The sequence below is a fragment of the Streptomyces sp. NPDC059785 genome, from assembly GCF_042732375.1.
In the GTDB taxonomy this organism is placed as follows: Bacteria; Actinomycetota; Actinomycetes; order Streptomycetales; family Streptomycetaceae; genus Streptomyces.
Genome location: NZ_JBHWHV010000102.1, coordinates 1 through 19448, shown reverse-complemented (window position 1 = coordinate 19448; position 19448 = coordinate 1). Strand labels below are relative to the sequence as shown.

Here is a 19448-nt window from a genome sequence, read left to right as displayed (position 1 = left end):
TTGAACCATTCCGGGTCGCGGTCCTTGGCGGGGGTGTCCTCGAAGGTGTCCGGGACGGGCTCGTTGACGATCATGTTGTGGGTGACCCTCCGATCCGCGGTGCGGCGCCGACGGCGAGCACATGCGCCCCGCCGGGCCCCAGGCGCACAAAATTGGCCTTGCTCCAGTGATAGGTCTCGCCGGTCAGCTCGTCGCGCACCGGCACGGTCCCGTGCCGGTGCGGGCCGAGTTCCGGCATGTCCAACGAGACCGTGGCCTCCTGGGTGTGATGCGGGTCGAGGTTGGCCACCACCACGACCGTGTCCGTGCCGGTCCGCTTGCTGTAGGCGATCACCGCGTCGTTGTCCGCCAGGTGGAAGCGGAGGTTGCGCAGTCGGCGGAGGGCGGGGTGCGCCCGCCGGATGCCGTTCAGCCGGGTGATGAGCGGGGCGATGGTGCGGCCCTCCCGCTCGGCGGCCGCCCAGTCGCGCGGCCGCAGCTCGTACTTCTCGGAGTCCAGGTACTCCTCGCTGCCCTCCCGGACCGGGGTGTTCTCGCACAGCTCGTAGCCGCTGTAGACGCCCCACGTGGGGGAGAGGGTGGCGGCGAGCACCGCGCGCACCTCGAAGGCGGGCCGCCCGCCGTGCTGGAGATACGCGTGCAGGATGTCCGGGGTGTTCACGAAGAGGTTGGGCCGCATGTACGCGGCCGTCTCGCCGGACAGCTCGGTGAGGTACTCGGTCAGCTCCTGCTTGGTGTTGCGCCAGGTGAAGTAGGTGTACGACTGCTGGAAGCCGACGGCGGCGAGCCGGCGCATGACCGCGGGGCGGGTGAACGCCTCGGCCAGGAAGATCACGTCCGGGTCGGTGCGGTTGATGTCCGCGATGACCCGCTCCCAGAACACCACCGGCTTGGTGTGCGGGTTGTCCACCCGGAAGATGCGCACGCCGTGCGCCATCCAGTGCCGCAGGATCCGCGTCGTCTCGGCCACCAGCCCCGGCATGTCCTGGTCGAAGGCGATCGGGTAGATGTCCTGGTACTTCTTCGGCGGGTTCTCCGCGTAGGCGATCGTCCCGTCCGGCCGGTGCCGGAACCACTCCGGGTGCTTCTCCACCCACGGGTGGTCGGGGGAGCACTGGAGCGCGAAGTCGAGCGCGATCTCCAGGCCCAGGCTCGACGCCCGCCGGACGAAGGCGTCGAAGTCGCCGAGCGTGCCGAGGTCCGGGTGCACGGCGTCGTGCCCGCCCTCCGGCGAGCCGATCGCCCACGGCACCCCGGCGTCCCGGGGGCTGGCCGACAGGGTGTTGTTCGGGCCCTTGCGGTACGTGGTGCCGATCGGGTGGACGGGCGGGAGGTAGACGACGTCGAAGCCCATGTCCGCGATGGCGGGCAGTCGCTCGGCGGCGGTCCGGAAGGTGCCGCTCACCGGGTGCCCGTCGCGCACCGAGACGCCCTCGGAGCGCGGGAAGAACTCGTACCAGGAGCCGTACAGCGCCCGCTCCCGCTCGACCAGCAGCGGCATCGGCGCGGACCGGGACAGCCGCTCCCGCAGCGGGTGCACGGCGAGCACGGCCGACACCTCGGGCGCCAGGGCCGCCGCGAGCCGGGCGGGCGCGGGTCTGGAGTCGTCGCGCAGCGCCTCGGCCGCGGCCAGCACCGTCCGCCGCCCGGCTCCCTCGGGCACGCCGGCGCCCGCCCGCTCGTACAGCGCGGCACCCTCCTCCAGGACGAGTCCGGTGTCGACACGGGCGGGGATCTTGATCCGGGCGGTGTGCCGCCAGGCGGCCACCGGGTCGCTCCACGCCTCCACCCGGAAGGTCCACTCGCCCGGGGCCGCCGGAGTGACCTCGGCGCCCCAGCGGTCGGTGCCGGGGGCGAGTTCGCGCATCGGGGTCCAGGGGCCGGGACGGCCGCCGGGGTCCAGCAGGACGGCGCCTGCGCCGACCACGTCGTGCCCCTCGCCGAAGAGCGTGGCGGTGACCTGGAATGTCTCGCCCGCGACCGCCTTCGCCGGCCGTCGGCCGCAGTCGACGGCCGGGTGGACATCCACGATCGGGATGCGCCCGGTGGCAGCGTTCCGGTGCACGTCCAGGTCCATGGGTCTCGCCTCCGCCGTATCGGTCGCGGGCCTGTGGTCGGTCGAAGCTGCATCGGAGGCCGGCCGTGCAGCGTGGTCGGTCGCTAGCGGTGGAGCACGGGGCCGGCGCCCCGGAGCCGCGCGCTCCCGGTGCGGCCGCCGCCGCGGGAGCGGTGTCCGGAATGCCTGCGGGCCAGGGCCGGGGTGGTGCCCAGATACGTCTCGGCGGCGTCCGCCGCCTCCCGGGCGCAGCGTTCGCCCATCAGCACGCACAGGGTGTAGCCCGTGTTCTCGAACTTGCCCCGTACCGCGTGATCGGCGGGGGCCGCGAGAAGCAGACGTTCCCACGCCCGGTACCGCTCGAGATGCCGGGCGACCTCAGCCTTGGCGGGCAGCAGCATCGCTGGTCACCTTCCCACTCTGTGGTCTGCGCACGGTTCACCGGGACGCGGCTGTCCCGGCCAGGACCGTGCACGGAGAGGAACCGGGCCGTTACGGCGCCGGAACTCTCCCCTATGGTGCATGCGACCTGCACGGGCGTCTTGTTGGCTCTTCAATCAATAAATCCGGTACCGCCCCCGGGTTGCACAAACGGAGTAGCGCTTACACCCTGGGAGTTACTCAGGAGCGATCAGCGCTCACGCTTCGTGTTCGGGGCTCGGCCCGCGAGGGCGGTGGAGAAGCGAGAGCTTCGCCGGTGAGGAGCCAACGACGATGAACGCAGTGCCCTGCTACTACCACCTCGATGTCGAGGTCAGCCCCGAGCGGGTCGGACAGGTCAAGCGCATTCTGGCCGCCCATCTCAGGTACTGGAATCTGAAGACGCTCGTCGATCCCGTCTGTGAATGCGCCGAAGTCCTGCTGCACACGATCGACCGCCACGCCACGGACAAGAAGACGTCCATCGAGATGTGGTGGAACGGCCAGCACCTGATCACCGCCGTCTCCGACAACAACCAGGACATCGGCCCGCCCTACGCGCCCCAGGGCTGTCTCGCCCGGATCGCCGCGCAGAGCGACGGCTGGGGCTGTTGCGCCACCGGCGTCGGCGGCAAGATCATCTGGTTCTCGCGCCGCGCCACGGCCGCCGAGCGCGCGCCGCTCACCCCGCCCACGCCGTCGCCCACCCTGCGCGAGGCGTGCCGGGCGCCCCGCGTCACCCCCGTCCCCGCTCTCGCGGGTCCCGGGGAGGACATCCACCTCGCGGCGGTCGCGAGCGCCGCCGGCCCGGGACGGCCCGACGACCGGTACGCCGCCGCCGCGCGCCAGAAGGTCGCCATGTGACCGGCCCGCCGGTCCCCGGGACCGGGCGGCCCACCGGGCCGCGGCTGCTCCGGCAGCCGCGGCCCGACCGCGTCCGGGGCCCTGAAAGCCTGTGTCTAAGGGCGCCGGTCCGCGGCCCGGACCGACCGGCAGGCGGTCAGCAGCAGCGCGATGTCGTCCGGGCGTTCGCCGGTCCGGCGGGCCTCCTCGGTGAGCAGGTCGGCCGCGCCGGCGAGGGAGGGCCCGCCCGCCCGGGAGCGCGGGGAGCCGGTCCGGGACAGCGCGTCGCGCAGTTCCGCGATGCCCTCGTCGATGTCCCGCCCCGGCCGCTCGACCAGCCCGTCCGTGTACAGGGCGAGCACCGCGTCGGGCGCCAGGACGAAGTCCGTCACCGGATACCGCGCCTGCGGATCGACCCCGAGCACCACGCCGCCGGGCAGGTCCAGGATCTCCGTACGGCCGTCAGGATGGCGCAGCAGCGGGGGCGGATGCCCGGCGCGGGCGGCGCGGGCGTGTCCGGTGCCCGGGTCGAGCCGGAGGTAGCAGCAGCTCGCGAACTGGCCCGGATCGAGGTCGATGAGCAGCCGGTTCGTGGCGCTCATCACCTCGTCGGGCGCCCGGTCGCCGAGCGCGAACGCCCGTACCGCACTGCGCAGCTGGCCCATCGTGGCCGCCGCCTGGACACCGTGCCCCTGGACGTCGCCGATGACCAGGGCCAGTCCGCCGCCGGACTCCACGACGTCGTACCAGTCGCCGCCCACGTCCATCCCCAGGGTCCCCGGCAGATAGCGTCCCGCCGTCTCCACCAGCGGATGGGCCGGCAGCCGGTGCGGCAGCAGGGCCTCCTGGAGACCCCGGGCGAGCGCGGCCTCGGTGTCGTAGCGCCGGGCCCGCTCCAGGGCCTGGGCGATCAGACCGGCCAGCGCGGTCAGCGCCGTGCGCTCCTCGGTGGTGAAGGTGCGGGACCGCTCGAAGCCGAGGATGCAGGAGCCGACCGGGCGGCCGGAGGCGATCAGCGGCAGGAACGCCCGGGAGCCCTCCTCGGCGTCCACCGCTATACCCGGATAGGCGCCCGCCAACTGGGACATCGACTCGAAGAACAGCGGCCGCCCGCTGGTGAGCGTCTCCACGCCGGGCAGCCGGGTGTCGAGCCCGACGCCCTCGGACGGGGTGAGGAAGCCGCGCGGGAAGCCGGTCTCCCAGGCCAGGTACAGCCGCCGCTCCTGGAGCAGGTACAGGGCCAGCCGGTCACCGCCGAAGGCGGGCAGCAGTTCCCGCATCACCACCTCGGACACCTGCCGGGCCGTCACCGCCTCGGTCAGCGCGATGGCGAGGACGATGGGCCGGTACAGCGGCGCGGTCGCGTGAGCCGGCTCGTCCGGGTCGGCCGCCTCCGCGGCGAGCCGCCGGGCGTCGACGGGCCCGGACCGCGCGGTGGCGGGCCCGCCGACGGGGACGACCGTGCAGGCGAGACTGTCCGGACCCGGATGGATCGTCAGCGCCAGCCACTCGCCCTCGTCCCGCACCGGCCCGCCGTGACCGGTCCGGCCGAGGGGCCCCGCGCCGCCGCCCGGTGCCGAGGGCGGGCGCGCGGCCTGGAAGTGCACCGGGTCGGGGGAGAGCAGCGCGCCGCGCAGATGGTCCTCGTAGCGCGGCCGGTCCAGCCACGGCAGGGCCTCCCACAGGGAGCGGCCCACCAGCTCGGGCCGCGGCCGGCCGAGCAGTTCCGCGGCGCGCGGATTGGCGTACGTGATCACACCGAGCCGGTCGAGCGCGAAGACGCCCTCCGGGAGCAGGTCGGCCGCCTCCGCCGCCGCGCCGCCGGGCCCCGGATCGACGACGAGCCCGTGCACCCGGCGGGGCCGCGCGTCCGGTCCCGGCGTGCCGTCGGGGGCCCACAGGTCGACCAGCCGGTGCCCGCCCGCCGCGTCGCGCAGCGAGACGGGCAGCGGCGGCGGGGTGCCCGCGGCCGTCCCGCGCAGCGCGGCCAGCAGCCGGTCGGGCTCGTCGGGGGCCACCGCGCGGACCAGCGCCCCCGGGGCCAGGGCGGCCTCGCCGGGCTTCGTGCCCAGCAGGTCCCACAGCGCGTCGTCGCCGGTGGCCGGGGTGCCCGCCGGATCCCAGACGAACCGTCCGACCCGGGCGCCCCGCACCTCCCCGCGCGCCGGCGGCCGCACGCACCGCGGCTCGCCGTCCCAGACCACGCCGGCCCCCTCGGTCGCCAGCCCCAGCAGCGCCGCGCCCAGCTTCTCCGCGACGGCCGTGAGCCGGTCCCGGTCGAGGAGCACCTCGGCCGGGTCGGGGACCGAGGGGTGCAGCACGGTCAGTACGCCGAACGCCGTCGACGCCGCCGTCACGGGCACGTAGACCGAGCCGAACTGGAAGGGCAGCCCCGCGGCGAGCTGCGGATAACGGCGCATCGTGTCGGTGGCGTCGGCGAGCAGCACCGCCGTGCCGAGCCGGTGCGCGTCGGCGACCGGGAACGGCCGGTCCGCGTGCATCCGCCACCAGGGGCGGAACAGCGGGCCCGGCAGCCCCGCCAGCACGGCGAGGCGGAGCAGCCCCGGAGTGGGCGAGCGCAGGTACACGCCGCCCGCGAAGCCGCCGACCGCCCGGATCGAGTCCGCCACGGCGCCGGTGAGCAGCGCGGCCAGCCGTTCCTGCGACCGCTCCGTACGCTCGACGCTCCCAGCCATCGGTCTGTCCTCGTCCACGCACCACCAGGTCGGGTAACACAGCAAGGATGCCGCCCGGCGGCCCGGCCGCGCACCTCGGCGCCCCGGAGTTCGTACGGCGGCGTGACGCGCGCCCGCCTCCGGGCCCGTACCGCCCGGTGTCCGAGCACGCTCCCGTCGGCACGCCTGCCCCGGAAGTGGCCGGAGATGCGGCGTGCGGGGGCCGCCGTGCGCATATATCCAGTGGGAATTCCGCACGGCGTCTGATGGGGTGTGGTGGGCCCGCCCCGGTGATCGCGCGTCCGCGAGGGCCCGCGGCGGGGGAGACGAGGGCGGTGCCCGGGACGACGGAGGTGCGCGGTGAGCGACGGAAGCGCGGCGGTCGACGGTGAGGTGCGGGTTGACGCGGACCTGGTGCGGCGGCTGGTCACCGCGCAGTTCCCGCGGTGGGCGCGGCTGCCCGTCGCGCCGCTGCCGTCGTGGGGCACGGTCAACGCCGTCTTCCGGCTCGGCGACGAACTGCTGGTACGGCTGCCGCGTACGGCGGACGGGGCGGAGGACGTCCTCAAGGAGCACCGCTGGCTGCCGGAGCTCGCCCCGCACCTGCCCGTGCGCATCCCCGGGATCGCCGGCCGCGGCGCGCCGGGGGAGGGCTTCCCCTTCCCCTGGTCCGTGCAGTCCTGGCTGCCCGGCACGCACCCCGACCCCGACCGCCTCGCCGCACCCGACGCGCTCGCCCGTGACCTGGCGGGCTTCGTCACCGCGCTGCGCCGGGCCGACGCCGTGCAGGCGCCGCCCGCCTACCGGGGCGGCCCGCTCGCCGGGGTCGACGAGGAGACCCGCGACGCCCTCGGGCGGCTGCGCGGCACGATCGACACGGACGCTGCGGGCGCGGCCTGGGACCGGGCGCTGCGGGCACCGGCCCGGACCGGGCCGCCGGTGTGGGCGCACTCCGACCTGATGCCCGGCAATCTCCTCCTCGACGGGGACCGGCTCACCGCGGTCATCGACTTCGGCACGGCGGGCACCGGCGACCCCGCGTGCGACCTGATCCCCGCCTGGAACCTGCTGCCCGCCGGCTCCCGCGCCGTCTTCCGCGCCGCGACCGGCGCCGACGACGCCACCTGGGAGCGCGGCCGCGGCTGGGCCCTGTCGATGGCGCTGATCCAGCTCCCGTACTACGCGGACTCCAACCCGTACATGGCGTCGAACGCGCGGCGCGTCATCCGCGAGGTGCTCGCCGAGCACGCCGTGGCCGCCGGCGGCTGAGAGCCGGGGCGGGAGGCGTCACGGCCGCCGGTAGATACCGATGGAGTGGCCGACCTCGTCGACGCGGCGGCTGGTGCGCAGCAGCGCGGCGAGCCGGCCCTCCGCCTTGGCGGCGGCGGAGTCGGAGACCACCAGCAGCCCGTGCACCGAGCCGGGCGGGGCCTCGCGCGGGTCGGCCCAGCGGATGCCGTAGAAGGAGGGCACACCGCTGCCCTTGTAGACGAGCCACACCCGTTGGCCCGGACAGCACCGCCGCAGGTGTTCGGCGAGCCGCCCGAGGTCCTGGCCCCAGTCGACGTTCGAGTCGTGCAGCACCAGATGCGTCCGGGGCGTCCCGCCGAACGCCTCGTTGGAGTACGGCAGGTAGAACGGGAACGTCAGCGCCGAGCTGACCGCCGCGTACAGCACCAGGACCAGAGCCGCCGCCCGCGTCCACCGCGGGCGCACGGCGGCCGTCCCGGCGGCGGCCACCGCGAGGAACACCGGCACGAAGAGCGCGTACCGCACCCCCAGGTCGCGGGCGCCCGGCATGGCCGCCGCGAGCAGGACCACCGGGGGGACGAGCACGTACGGCGCGGCGGGCCGCAGCCGGGGGACGGCGAGCAGCGCCAGGGAACCGGCCGTCCACAGCGCCAGCGCGCCGAGCGGCGTCTTGATCAGCAGCGCCACCGGCAGGTAGTACCAGAGGGCGCCGTGGTAGTGCCGGCCCAGCAGGAAGCCCTCCCACTCGCCGTACTCGAAGCCGAACTGGATGCGCAGTCCGTCCCGGTACGGCCGGGGGAACGGCAGCCAGTGGGCGATCAGGCCGCGGGTCCCGCGGACGTGCGGGACGGAGGCCGGCGTGGTCCAGCGCAGCCGCGGGTCGACCGCGAGATAGGCGGCCCACACCACGGCCACCGCGATCAGCGCCACCCCCGCCGCCGCCAGCAGCCCGAGCCCCAGCACCCGCGCCCGGTCCCGCAGCCCGGGGGACGGGCGGCGGGCCGACCAGAGGGTGACCACGACCAGACAGAGCAGCACCGGTACCGCCGCGAGCACGCTCATCTTCGTCGCCAGCGCCGCGCCCAGCGCCGCACCCGCCAGGGACAGCAGGCGCGGCCGCCGCCGCGCCCGCCACAGCAGCCACACCGTGAGCAGCAGGAAGGCGGCCGTCGCCAGATCCAGCGTGGCCAGCGAGCCGTGCGCGACGACGTCCGGCGAGAACGTGTAAAGGGCCAGCGCGACGAGACCGCCCGCGGACCCCGTGAGGTCCCGGGCGAACGCGAACACGACCAGGCCGGTCAGCAGCGTCAGGGCGATCACCGGCAGCCGCGCCCACAGCAGCAGCCGCCCCGGATCGTCGCCCGACCCGTACAGCAGCTCACGGCCGAGCGCCGACTGGTTCCCGGTGAACCCCGGGTCCAGGTGCGGCCGGGCCAGGACCAGGCCACCGGCGATGATCAGCTTGCCCAGCGGCGGATGCTCGGGGTTGTAGCGCAGGTCGTGCTGCTGGGCGTAGACGACCGCGGTGCCCGCGTACACCGGCTCGTCGATGGTCGGCGTCTGCTGCACGGCGGTCGTGACCATCGCCGCCGCCATCTGGACGAGGAGTACGACGACGGTGACGGCCGTCAGCCGCCGCCGCAGCCACGCGCACGGGGCGCGCCGCCTCCGGCCGGTCCCCGCGGCCGCCCCGCCCCGCGCGGGCTCCGTGCGGGGCGCCGCGCCGCACCCCGTGTCCGTCGCGGACGACGACATCATGACCCCGCCTTTCCGGCCTTCCCCGTCATCCGTACGCAATCCTGCCCGCACCGGTTCAACGGCCGCGGACGCGCCGCGCGGCGGCCCCCGGTCACCGGCCGTTGGACGGGTGCGGAATCACCCCGGTCGCACCGTTGGCGGCCTCTCGTACCGGCTCGTCCGTTCTCTGGTACCGGGCGGAGCGCCGCGTGCCAGAATGACGCCGTGGATGGGGGGATCCTCGAACGCGAGCGGGAACTCGCACGACTGGCCGCCGCCGCACACGAGGCCGCGGCCGGCGCGGGCTCGGTGGCGCTCGTCTTCGGCGAAGCCGGGATCGGCAAATCGAGCCTGGTCAGAGCGTTGCCGAGAGTGCTGCCCCCAGAGGCACGGGTGCTCCTCGGGGAGTGCGACGACCTCGCGACGCGGCGGCCGCTCGGACCCTTCAGGGACCTGGTGGACGGCGTCGGCGCCCAGCTCGTCCGGGCCCTCACCGAAGGCGGCGACCGGCACCGCGTCCACGACGCCCTGCGCACCGAACTGTCCCGGCCGCCGCGCCCCGCCGTCCTCGTCGTCGAGGACGTGCACTGGGCCGACGAGGCGTCCCTGGACGCCCTCAGATTCCTGGTCCGCCGGATGGAACGGCTGCCCGCCGTGCTCGTGCTGACCTACCGGGACGACGAACTGGACCGCGAACACCCGCTGCTGCACCTGCTCGGCCAGGTCTCCCGGGCCGAGCGCGTGCACCGCCTCCCGCTCTCCCCGCTCTCCGAGACGGCCGTACGGCGGCTGAGCGCGGCCGGGGGCCTCGACGCCGCGCAGGTGTACAAGGTGACCTCCGGCAACCCCTTCTTCGTCGCCGAACTGCTGAGGGCCGGCGAGGCCGGCGAGGTACCGCCCACCGTCGTCGACGCCGTACTGGCCCGGCTGCGCGGGATGGACGACGGCGCCCGGGACGCGCTCGAACAGCTGGCCGTGGTGCCGTCCGCGGTGGAACACCGGCTGGCCGACGCCCTGCTGACGGACGGCGTGGCCCGCCTCGCACCGGCCGAGCGGCACGGGCTCCTCGTCGTCACCCCCGAACGCGTCTGCTTCCGGCACGAGCTGATCCGCCGCGCCGTCGCCGACTCGCTGCCCGCCGCACGGCGCATCGCGCTCAACCGTGACGTGCTCGCCGCGCTCACCGCACTGCCGGGCGCCGACTCCGCACGGATCGTCCACCACGCGGCGCAGGCCGGGGACCAGGAGGCCATCGCCCGGTACGGGCCCGACGCCGCCCGGGACGCGGCCCGCGCGGGCGCCCACCGCGAGGCCGCCGCCCAGCTGCGGCTCGTGCTGCGGCAGCGGGAACGCTTCGCCCCGGCCCGGCGGGCCGAACTGCTCGAACGGTACGCGGTGGAGAGCTACACCATCGCCGACTCACCGGCCGCCGTCCGGGCCCAGCTGGAGGCGGTCGCGCTGCGCCGCTCCCTCGGCGACGTCCGCGCCCTCGGCGCCGATCTGCGCTGGCTGTCCCGGATCCGCTGGTGGGCCGGGCAGGCCGAGGAGGCCCAGGAGGCGGCGCAGGAGGCGATCGCCGTGCTGGAGGGCGCGGGCGACGACCGGCTGCTCGCCCTCGCGCTCAGCAACACCTCCCAGCTCCACATGCTCTCCTGCCGCAACGCGCAGGCGGTCGCCTTCGGCGAGCGGGCCATCGCGCTGGCCCGCCGGGCGGGCGACGTGGCGATCCTCGCGCACGCCCTGAACAACGTGGGCTCCGCCCGCTGGCGGGCCGGCGACCCCCGGGGCCGGGCGCAACTGGAGGAGAGCCTGCGGGTGGCGCTCGGCGCGGGCGAGGTCGAGCACGCCTGCCGGGCCTACGCCAATATCGTCTGGGCCCTGCTGGAGCACCTGGAACACACCGAGGCGGACCGCTATCTGGCGCCCGCCCTGGCCCTGGCCGACCGGGCGGAACACCTGGGCTTCCTCAGCTACCTGAACGTGGAAATGGCGCTGCGCCGCTTCGCCGCCGGGGACTGGGACGAGGCGGAGCGGTACGCCGAACTCGGCGCGCACGACTTCGTGCCCGCCCGCTGCCCCGCGCTGACCGTCCTGGGCCGGGTGCGGGTCCGCAGCGGGCGCAGCGGCGGCGGTGAACTTCTCGACCGGGCCTGGGAGTTCGCGGTGCGCAGCAGCGAGCTCCAGCGCACCGGGCCGGTCGCGGCGGCCCGCGCCGAGGCGGCCTGGCTGCGCGGCGACCACGCCGCGGTCGCCGCCATCGCGGGCCCGGTGTTCGAGCTGGCGGGCCGCCTCGACGCGGTGGGGCACCGCGCCGAGCTCGGCTACTGGCTGGCCAAGGCCGGGCAGCCGGTCCCGGCGGACGCCTCGCGGCACCCGTACGCGTTGCAGACCGCGGGCCGCTGGCGGGCCGCGGCCGAGGCGTGGCAGCGGGCCGGCTGCCCCTACGAGCGGTCCGCGGCCCTCGCCGAGAGCCCCGACGCCGACGACCAGCTGGCGGCGCTGGCCGGACTCGACGCCCTCGGCGCGCGCCCGCTGGCCCGGCTGGTCCGCACGCGGCTGCGGGAACGGGGCGTCCGGCGGATCCCGCGCGGGCCGCTCGCCGCGACCCGGGGGAACCCGGCCGGGCTCACCGGACGCCAGCTCCAGGTCGTACGGCTGCTGGCGCGGGGGCTGACCAACCCGGAGATCGCCGACCGGCTCGTGGTGTCGGTCCGCACCGTCGACAACCACGTCGCGGCGGTACTGGACAAACTCGGCGTCCGCACCCGGCGCCAGGCCACCGACCGGGCACTGGAGCTGGGCGTACTGCCGGGCCGCGAAAACTAGGTAGCCGGCCCGCCGAGCTGAGTGCCGGACACGGTGTCCGCGCGACGCCCACCGGACTAGAAAGGTTGACCGGACCACTACGCGCACCGGACCGCCGGGACGGGGCCCGGGGCCGGCCGATCGTCCCCGGGCACCGGAGCGCGGTCCCAGACACCGGGGAGTGCCCATGGCCATGACTCCTGTTCAGGCAGCCAGGCGTGAACTGACCGGCTTCACGGGCCGGTTGACCGGGCCGGAGGACTCCGACTATCCGCAGGTCCGCGCCGTCTACAACGCGATGATCGACAAGCGGCCCGCCCTGGTGGCGCGCTGCGCCGGTGCCGGGGACGTGGCGCAGGCCGTGGGGTTCGCCCGCGACCACGACCTGCCGCTCGCGGTGCGCGGCGGCGGGCACAACGGCGCGGGCCTCGGCACCTGCGACGCGGGCGTGGTCGTCGACCTGTCCCCGCTCAAGGACATCGAGGTCGACCCGGACGCCCGTACGGTGCGCGTCGCGGGCGGCTGCGTCTGGGGCGAGGTCGACCGCGCCACCCACGCACACGGCCTCGCCGTGCCCAGCGGCATCGTCTCCACCACCGGGGTCGGCGGCCTCACTCTGGGCGGCGGCATCGGCCACCTCACCCGCGCCTGCGGGCTGACCGTCGACAGCCTCATCGAGGCCGAGGTGGTGCTCGCCACCGGCGAACGGGTACGGGCCGCCGCCGACGAGCACCCCGACCTGTTCTGGGCCCTGCGCGGGGGCGGCGGCAACTTCGGCGTCGTCACCTCCTTCCGCTTCCGGCCGCACGAGGTGCGTACGGTCGTCGCGGGCCCCACCTTCTGGCCGGTCGAGGCGGGCCCCGAAGTCCTCGCCGCCTACCGGGACTTCATCCCGCACGCGCCCCGCGAGCTCAACGGCTTCTTCCTGTTCGGCTGTGTGCCGCCCGGCCCGCCGTTCCCGGCGGAACTGCACCTGCGCAAGATCTGCGGCGTCGTGTGGTGCTGGGTCGGGCACGACACGGACGCGGCGGCCCGGGCCATGGCCCCGCTCCTCGACAGCACGCCCGAGCCGCTGCTGCACGGCCCCGGACCGATGCCGCACCCGGCGCTCCAGTCCGCCTTCGACGCGTTCTACCCGCCCGGCGACCAGTGGTACTGGCGCGCGGACTTCGTCAATGACATCCCCGCCGACGCGATCGCCCTGCACGGCAAGTTCGGCGCCGAACTGCCGACCTGGAAGTCGACGATGCACCTGTACCCGGTCGACGGCGCCGCCCACGACCGCGCCCCCGCCGACACCGCCTGGAGCTACCGGGACGCCCAGTGGGCGAGCGTCTACGCGGGCGTCGACCCCGACCCGGCGGGCGCCGGAACCTTGAGGCAGTGGACGGTCGACTACTTCGAGGCGCTGCACCCGTTCTCGGCCGGCGGGGCGTACGTCAACATGATGATGGACGAGGGCCAGGAACGCGTACGGGCCGGCTACCGCGACAACTACGCCCGCCTGGCCCGTGTCAAGGCCGCGTACGACCCGTACAACCTGTTCCGGATCAACCAGAACGTGCTGCCGGCGTAGCCGGACCGCGGGGCGGCTCAGCGGAAGACGTCGTCCGTCTCCTCCCACACGGACGGGTCGCCCCGCAGGTACTCCCTCGGCGGCCGCGCCGACTTCTGGTACATGGCGTCGATCTCGGCGGCGAAGCGCTGCACGATCGCGTCCCGGCGCAGCTTCATGGAGGGGGTGAGCAGCCCGCTGGCGAGGTCGAAGGGCTCCGGCAGCACCCGGAAGACCCGGATGGACTCCGAACGGGAGACGGTGTTGTTGGCCGCGGCGACCGCCCGTCTGACCTCCTCCTGCAACTCGTTCCACTCCCGGGCCTCCCGGGTGCTGGACTCGCCCGGCACCGCCCGCGCCGCGCGCCAGTGCGCGAGGAAGTCCGGGTCGAGCGTGATCAGCGCTCCCACGCAGGGCCGGTTGTCGCCCACGACGACCGCCTGGTGGACCAGCGGGTGGACGCGCAGCCGCTGCTCCAGGAGCGCGGGGGCGACGCTCTTGCCGCCGCTGGTGATGACGATGTCCTTCTTGCGGCCGGTGATGGCGAGGTAGCCCTCGGAGTCGAGATGGCCGATGTCGCCGGTGGCCAGCCAGCCGTCGCGCAGCGCGGTACGGGTGCCCTGCGGGTCGTTCACGTACCCCTGGAACACCGAGGGCCCCCGGACGAACAGCTCCCCGTCGCCGGCGACGGCGACCTCCGTGCCGGGCAGCGGGCGGCCCACCGTGCCGGACTTCTCCCGGCCCACCGGATGCGCCGTGATCCCGCCCGCGGTCTCCGTCAGCCCGTATCCGTCCTGCACGAAGATGCCGATGCCCGCGTAGAACAGGGCCAGTTCGCGGTTGAGCGGCGAGCCGCCCGACACCGCGCCGCAGACCCGGCCGCCGAGAGCCGCACGGAGCTTCCGGTAGACCGCCTTGTCGTACAGCGTGTGCTGGAGGCGCAGGTCGAGACCCGGGGCGGGGCCGCCGAGCCGGTGCCGCTCGGTGGCCGTGGCGAAGTCCCGGGCCGTGCGCGCCGCGCGCTCGAACAGCGCCCCGTGGCCGTCCTGCTGGGCCGTGCGCAGGAAATTCTTGTAGATCTTCTCGAAGACGAACGGCACCGCGTGCAGATACGTGGGCCGGAAGGACTGGAAGGCGGCGACGAGCGCCTCGGCCCGCAGATCGGGCTCGTGCCCGAGGAGCATCCCGCCGCGCATGCACAGCCCCTGGATCATCAGGCCGTACACGTGCGAGAACGGCAGGAAGGCGAGGATCGCCGGCTGCACGCCCGGGGGCGCGGCGGTGTGGCCCCAGCCTTCCAGGAGGACGTCGCAGGGGCTGGCCAGGCTGCGGTGGGACAGCGCGCAGCCCCTGGGGTGGCCGGTCGTGCCCGAGGTGTAGGCGATCACCGCGGTGGAGTCGGGCGGCACGATGCGGCGCAGCGACTCGACCGTCATCGTGGGCAGCGTCCGGCCCCGCTCGGCCAGGTCGGCCAGGGCGCCGGCGTCGAGCTGCCACACGTGGCGCAGACGGGGGAGCGAGGCGCAGGCCGACGCGACGGTCATCACGCCCGGTTCGTCCTCGACCACCACGGCCACGCAGTCGGCGTCCGCGAGGATCCACGACACCTGCTCGTGCGACGACGTGGGATAGATCGGCACCACCTCGGCGCCCACCGCCCACAACGCGTAGCTCAGCGCCGTCCACTCGTACCGGGTGCGGGCCATGATGGCGACGCGGTGGCCCGGGGCGATGCCCGAGGCGACGAGTCCCTTGGCCAGCGCGACCACTTCGTCCCGCAGCTCGGCCGCGGTCGTCCGGATCCACTCGCCGCCGGTGCCGTGCCGGGCGACCTGGGGCAGGTCCGGGGTGCGGGCGGCCGTGTCGAAGAGACTGTCGGCCAGCCCTCCCTTCATCGGCGCGACGGCCGGGAGGAGGGGTGAAGACTCGTGCATGCGCCGCTCCGAATTTCTCCGCGACGTGACCTCACCGAGAGGCGCTGGGTCGAGGATCTCGAATGTAGCCCACGGCGACGACAGCGGCACTAAGAATGACCGTAAGCCTGCGCCCGGCCGGAAGAGCCGCTCCGTCCGGCCGGCCCCGGCGCCTCGCGGCCGGGGCCCGGAATCCGCCGACCGGGCCGCCGCCGCGCGGACTTGATGCCGGACGGCCCGCGCGGCGAGGCGGGCACAGGTGTGCTCGGGGACGGTGTCCCGCCCGTCGTGTCAGTCCCCGCCGGGCTGGGGGAGCAGCGCGCAGAACCCGCCGTCTACGGGCACCCCGGCGCCGGTGATCACGGCGGCCTCGTCCGAGGCGAGGAAGGCCACCAGCCGTGCCACGTCGAGGGGTTCGGCCATGCGCCGCAGCGGGATCCCGGCGACGTACTCCTCCAGCGCCTCCTGCGAGCCGATGTACTCCTCGAACGCGGGGGTGCGGACCGAACCGGGCAGGACGGCGTTGGCGCGCACGCCGTAGGGCCCGCCGTCGATCGCCGCCTCGCGCGTGAGGTGGAGCACGGCCGCCTTGGCGGTGCCGTAGTACGGGGCGACCCCGGCGATCTTCGCGTGGCCGCTGATGGAGGCGGTGTTGATGATGACGCCCGAGCGCTGCTGGCACATGATGCGCAGGGCGGCGCGCGTCCCGCGCAGCGTGGCCGTCAGATTGAGCGCCAGGCCCTCGTCCCACTCGGCGTCGGTGAGGTCGATCAGGTTGCCGCGCCCGCCGACCCCGACGTTGTTGTGCACGATGTCGAGATGTCCGTGACGGATCGTCACCTCGGTGAAGAGGCTGTCTATGTAGCCGCTGCGGGTCACGTCGCCGACCGCCGTCTCGGCGGAGCCGCCCGCCTTCAGTATCCCGTCCACCGCCTTCGCGGCGGACTCGGCGAACAGGTCGTTCACGATCACGTGCGCGCCGCGCTCCGCGAACAGCGCCGCCGTGGCGCGTCCGATGCCCGATCCGGCCCCGGTGACGATCGCCACCCTGCCCTTGAAATCCGCCATGTCCCCGTTCCCTCCGTGTGCCGACGCCGTTTTCGTCCCATGTCAGGATGCGGTCCGCGGGGCCCGTCTGGCGATGCGCAGGAACTGCGGCACGGAAGCTGAAGGGGGCGCACGCCCGGAGGAGTTGGCGGGCGGACGGCCGTGTGCGACAGGTGCCGGGCGAATGGCCGGAGTGCGGCCTGGCTGCTCGGACGCGGTGTCCGTACGATGCGGACGTTCCCGCCCTTCACAGCTCTTTCACAGCGACCGGGCGGCGTGCATACTGCCGATTGGCAGGTGCATGGCGTGCAGCGCACGGCATCCCCGCCACCCGGAGACCGTGACGGCGGCGCCGTCCGGTGGCGGGGCGCTCGGGCTCGCTCCCCTCGCGGCCCGAGCGCCCTCGGCACCATCGGGCCCACCACCCGGTCCACTCGCCCCGGCGCGGGCCCCTCGGCATCGGCGCAGGTCCCTCCCGTGCCGAATGGAAGTCGGATGCCGATTCAACAATTTCTCCCGGGTTGGTCCCCCAGGGGGAATGGCCGGTAATTCGGGGGTGGCGGGGTTTGGAGCCGGACAACGCGGTCAGCCGTAGTGGTGGATCGCATTGTCGACGCAGCGAGGAGTGAACTGCGGTGGCCGAGAACGAGAAGGCGCAGGCCAAGACGGAGCAGGCCAAGGGCAAGGCCAAGGAGGCCATTGGTCGCATGGTCGGCAACGAGCGGCTGACCGCCGAGGGCAAGGCGGAGCAGTCGAAGGGCGATGCCCGGCAGGCCAAGGAAAAGACCAAGGACGTCTTCCGGCACTGAGCGTCGCCGAATCCGACTGGGCCCGCCGCGTGCTTCTTGTGGCGGGCCCGGGTCTTTCCGGAGCCGGGCCGCGCGGGTTTTCGCGGGGGACGTGAACGGCCCGGAGAATTGCTGCACGAAAAAGCCACAGGACAGCGTCAGATGACGAGGCATAGGAGCAGAGGATGTGCGGGGAACTCCGAACGCACTCCGGCGACACGGCGACCCTCTCCGACCACCGGGACATCCGCGGCGCGCGCACCGCGGCCGAGGCACGGGACGCCGTCAGGGACGCGCTCGCCGAGGGATTTCCAGGTGGTGGGATCCCACGTGACAACGGATCGGTCGGCGACGCACTGCTCGTCGCCTCGGAACTGACCACCAACGCGATACTGCACGGCGGCGGCGTCACGGACTTCGAAGTGACGGTGACCGACCACGAACTGCGCCTTTCGGTGAGCGACCAGAGCGACCGGTTGCCCGTGGCCACGCCGGGCACCGACAGCAGCGGACGGATGCGGCTCGGCGGTCATGGCTGGCCGATCGTGTGCCGGCTGGCCCGCGACGTGGTCGTCTCGCCATTGCGGAACGGCGGCAAACGCATCACGGCGATCGTCCCGCTCTCGTTCGCCTGAAGCCGTCATAAGCCCTCGCAGGCCGTCCGTCCGTGAAAGGCCCGGGAGTCACTCTGCGTATTTCTCCGTTTCGCGGGTGAGACCCCGGCCGGTGCCGGTCGCGGACACGTGCCGCTAAAGGTGCGAACTCCTCTGTTTGATCGCAGGATGGCAGGGCAACCGAATTTCCGTGCTTCGGACCGGAGGCGCGCCAGCGGGAGCGATATTGCCGCATCGGCCGCCCTTGGCGGACCGACGGCAGACCTCCCGTGGTCATACCCACAGACAGCACCGTGGAGGAGCGATACCGCATGCTCACCGATGTTTCCACCTGCCGTTCCGCCGGCCCCGCCCGCAGCAAGTCTGCCGCCAAGCGGTCGCACGACGATGCTCCGGACACCATGTCGGCTTTTGCGCGGCTGGTCGAGCTGAGCGAGGGACCGGAGCGCGAGGCCATCCGCGACGAACTCGTCGAGGCGTGGCTGCCCATGGCGCACCGCATCGCGGGGCGCTTCCGTGACCGTGGCGAGTCCATCGAGGACCTTCGCCAAGTGGCGGCGCTCGGCCTGGTCAAGGCCGTCGACCGCTTCGACCCGTCCCGCGGCGCCTTCGAGAGTTACGCCGTGCCGACCATCACCGGCGAGATCAAGCGGCACTTCCGCGACCGCATGTGGGCGCTCCGGGTCCCCCGGCGCGTCCAGGAACTGCGGAACAAGGTGCGGGCCGCCCGGCGCGAACTCATACAGAGCCCGGGTTCCCCCGAACCCTCGATCGCCGACATCGCCGCCCACACCGGCCTCACCGAGGAGGAGGCCAAGGACGGGATGGAGGCGCTGGAGAGTTTCAGCACCCTGTCCCTCGACGCCGAGATGCCCACGGGGGACGACGGCTACAGCCTCGCCGACACGCTGGGCGCGAACGACGGCTCCTTCGACACCGTGGTGGACCGCGAGGCCGCCAAGCGCGGGCTGAGCCGGCTGCCCGAGCGGGAACGCGCCATCCTCTACATGCGGTTCTTCGAGGACATGACGCAAAATCGTATCGCCGACCGGCTGGGCATCTCCCAGATGCACGTCTCCCGGCTCATCAGCAGCAGCTGCGCCCGGGTGCGGGCCGAGGCCCTCGGCGAGGAGACGCAGCGCCGGCGCCCGGGGCAGTCGCCGGACGACACCTGACCGTACGCCCGGCCCCCGGCCCCGTACCACGGCCCGTGCCGCACTCGTCCCGCACCAGGCCCGTCCCGCACCAGGCCCGTCCCACACCAGGCCCATGTGTCATGCACCTGTGCGACGAGATGCGTCGCACGTCGTGCGCCCACCCCCAAGCGGCCTTCGCCTGCCCGGCTCCACGGCCACTCGATCAAGGAGTACGAACATGTTGATGCCCCACCCGGAGACGCTGCGCAAGCTGGTCGAGGAGTACGAGGCGCTGGTGGCCCAGGAGGCCGCGGACAGCACGGGCAGGCTGGGCCAGCGGGCCCAGGACCTGGCGTACACGCTCTGCGTCTCGACCGGGACCCGTGATGTGCAGCTCGCTCTGGCGGCGGCGCGGCGTCAGCTCGCGACCGTCACGGGGCTGCCCGCCACGCAGCCGAAGGCCGCCTGCGGGACGGCGCTCGGACGCCGCGTGATCACCAAGACCAGGCAGATGCCGGTCGGTGTCGCCGACGGGGAGACGCCCGTCCTGGCCGACTGACACGGGCGAGGGCGCACGCACGGCCGACCGGCCGCACCCCGGGTGCGGC

14 protein-coding genes are annotated in these 19448 nt (G+C 74.2%); 8 read left to right on the top strand and 6 right to left on the bottom strand.

Annotation, left to right across the window (positions count from 1 at the left end; genetic code table 11):
- Positions 1-70: 70 nt before the first annotated feature.
- Together ACFV6E_RS41270 and ACFV6E_RS41265 are read right to left on the bottom strand one after the other, a co-directional pair.
- Positions 71-2077, bottom strand: coding sequence for an alpha-1,4-glucan--maltose-1-phosphate maltosyltransferase (locus ACFV6E_RS41270; protein WP_385468831.1), 2007 nt, complete (start codon positions 2075-2077; stop codon positions 71-73).
- Between the two features lie 83 nt (positions 2078-2160).
- Positions 2161-2457 (bottom strand): DUF5133 domain-containing protein, encoded by a 297-nt coding sequence (locus ACFV6E_RS41265; protein WP_385177738.1) that lies wholly within the window; start codon positions 2455-2457, stop codon positions 2161-2163.
- A 313-nt stretch (positions 2458-2770) separates the two neighbouring features.
- Here ACFV6E_RS41265 and ACFV6E_RS41260 point away from each other — a divergent pair, with 313 nt between their 5' ends.
- Complete coding sequence (locus ACFV6E_RS41260) at positions 2771-3340, top strand: pep a2 (protein WP_385177736.1); 570 nt, start codon at positions 2771-2773, stop codon at positions 3338-3340.
- Between the two features lie 95 nt (positions 3341-3435).
- Here ACFV6E_RS41260 and ACFV6E_RS41255 read toward each other — a convergent pair whose 3' ends face one another.
- Positions 3436-6015 carry a SpoIIE family protein phosphatase gene (locus ACFV6E_RS41255; protein WP_385468828.1) on the bottom strand — a complete coding sequence of 860 codons (2580 nt, stop codon included), beginning with the start codon at positions 6013-6015 and terminating at the stop codon, positions 3436-3438.
- A gap of 339 nt (positions 6016-6354) precedes the next feature.
- On the opposite strand from ACFV6E_RS41255, the gene ACFV6E_RS41250 reads away from it, so the two are divergent.
- Positions 6355-7263 (top strand): aminoglycoside phosphotransferase family protein, encoded by a 909-nt coding sequence (locus ACFV6E_RS41250; RefSeq protein WP_385175400.1) that lies wholly within the window; start codon positions 6355-6357, stop codon positions 7261-7263.
- A gap of 18 nt (positions 7264-7281) precedes the next feature.
- On the opposite strand, the gene ACFV6E_RS41245 is transcribed toward ACFV6E_RS41250, so the two are convergent.
- Positions 7282-9003, bottom strand: coding sequence for a phospholipid carrier-dependent glycosyltransferase (locus ACFV6E_RS41245; RefSeq protein ID WP_385468825.1), 1722 nt, complete (start codon positions 9001-9003; stop codon positions 7282-7284).
- A 204-nt stretch (positions 9004-9207) separates the two neighbouring features.
- Here ACFV6E_RS41245 and ACFV6E_RS41240 point away from each other — a divergent pair, with 204 nt between their 5' ends.
- Together ACFV6E_RS41240 and ACFV6E_RS41235 are read left to right on the top strand one after the other, a co-directional pair.
- Positions 9208-11808, top strand: coding sequence for an ATP-binding protein (locus tag ACFV6E_RS41240; protein ID WP_385468823.1), 2601 nt, complete (start codon positions 9208-9210; stop codon positions 11806-11808).
- Between the two features lie 166 nt (positions 11809-11974).
- On the top strand, positions 11975-13363 hold the full coding sequence (locus ACFV6E_RS41235) for an FAD-binding oxidoreductase (protein ID WP_385468820.1): 1389 nt from the start codon (positions 11975-11977) through the stop codon (positions 13361-13363).
- A 17-nt stretch (positions 13364-13380) separates the two neighbouring features.
- On the opposite strand, the gene ACFV6E_RS41230 is transcribed toward ACFV6E_RS41235, so the two are convergent.
- Complete coding sequence (locus ACFV6E_RS41230) at positions 13381-15276, bottom strand: AMP-dependent synthetase/ligase (RefSeq protein WP_385175389.1); 1896 nt, start codon at positions 15274-15276, stop codon at positions 13381-13383.
- Positions 15277-15546: 270 nt separating this feature from the next.
- Positions 15547-16323 (bottom strand): SDR family NAD(P)-dependent oxidoreductase, encoded by a 777-nt coding sequence (locus tag ACFV6E_RS41225; RefSeq protein WP_385175386.1) that lies wholly within the window; start codon positions 16321-16323, stop codon positions 15547-15549.
- Between the two features lie 614 nt (positions 16324-16937).
- Here ACFV6E_RS41225 and ACFV6E_RS41220 point away from each other — a divergent pair.
- The 4 genes from ACFV6E_RS41220 to ACFV6E_RS41205 all read left to right on the top strand — a co-directional run bounded on the left by ACFV6E_RS41220 (position 16938) and on the right by ACFV6E_RS41205 (position 19399).
- Positions 16938-17111, top strand: a complete 174-nt coding sequence (locus tag ACFV6E_RS41220) for a CsbD family protein (protein WP_385175383.1) — start codon at positions 16938-16940, stop codon at positions 17109-17111.
- Between the two features lie 164 nt (positions 17112-17275).
- Positions 17276-17725 (top strand): ATP-binding protein, encoded by a 450-nt coding sequence (locus ACFV6E_RS41215; RefSeq protein ID WP_385175380.1) that lies wholly within the window; start codon positions 17276-17278, stop codon positions 17723-17725.
- Positions 17726-18015: 290 nt separating this feature from the next.
- The gene (locus ACFV6E_RS41210; RefSeq protein ID WP_385175377.1) at positions 18016-18879 is read left to right on the top strand and encodes a SigB/SigF/SigG family RNA polymerase sigma factor; all 864 of its coding nucleotides are present in this window, start codon (positions 18016-18018) and stop codon (positions 18877-18879) included.
- A 199-nt stretch (positions 18880-19078) separates the two neighbouring features.
- A complete protein-coding gene (locus tag ACFV6E_RS41205) occupies positions 19079-19399 on the top strand; it encodes a DUF5133 domain-containing protein (protein ID WP_385175375.1) in 321 nt (106 codons plus the stop codon).
- The last annotated feature ends 49 nt before the right edge of the window (positions 19400-19448 follow it).

Coding starts and splice junctions, on each gene's coding strand:
- ACFV6E_RS41255 (WP_385468828.1), bottom strand. CDS start 6,015: ATGGCTGGGAGCGTCGAGCGTACGGAGCGGTCGCAGGAACGGCTGGCC.
- ACFV6E_RS41265 (WP_385177738.1), bottom strand. CDS start 2,457: ATGCTGCTGCCCGCCAAGGCTGAGGTCGCCCGGCATCTCGAGCGGTAC.
- ACFV6E_RS41215 (WP_385175380.1), top strand. CDS start 17,276: ATGTGCGGGGAACTCCGAACGCACTCCGGCGACACGGCGACCCTCTCC.
- ACFV6E_RS41225 (WP_385175386.1), bottom strand. CDS start 16,323: ATGGCGGATTTCAAGGGCAGGGTGGCGATCGTCACCGGGGCCGGATCG.
- ACFV6E_RS41270 (WP_385468831.1), bottom strand. CDS start 2,077: ATGGACCTGGACGTGCACCGGAACGCTGCCACCGGGCGCATCCCGATC.
- ACFV6E_RS41230 (WP_385175389.1), bottom strand. CDS start 15,276: ATGCACGAGTCTTCACCCCTCCTCCCGGCCGTCGCGCCGATGAAGGGA.
- ACFV6E_RS41235 (WP_385468820.1), top strand. CDS start 11,975: ATGGCCATGACTCCTGTTCAGGCAGCCAGGCGTGAACTGACCGGCTTC.
- ACFV6E_RS41205 (WP_385175375.1), top strand. CDS start 19,079: ATGTTGATGCCCCACCCGGAGACGCTGCGCAAGCTGGTCGAGGAGTAC.
- ACFV6E_RS41210 (WP_385175377.1), top strand. CDS start 18,016: ATGCTCACCGATGTTTCCACCTGCCGTTCCGCCGGCCCCGCCCGCAGC.
- ACFV6E_RS41260 (WP_385177736.1), top strand. CDS start 2,771: ATGAACGCAGTGCCCTGCTACTACCACCTCGATGTCGAGGTCAGCCCC.
- ACFV6E_RS41245 (WP_385468825.1), bottom strand. CDS start 9,003: ATGATGTCGTCGTCCGCGACGGACACGGGGTGCGGCGCGGCGCCCCGC.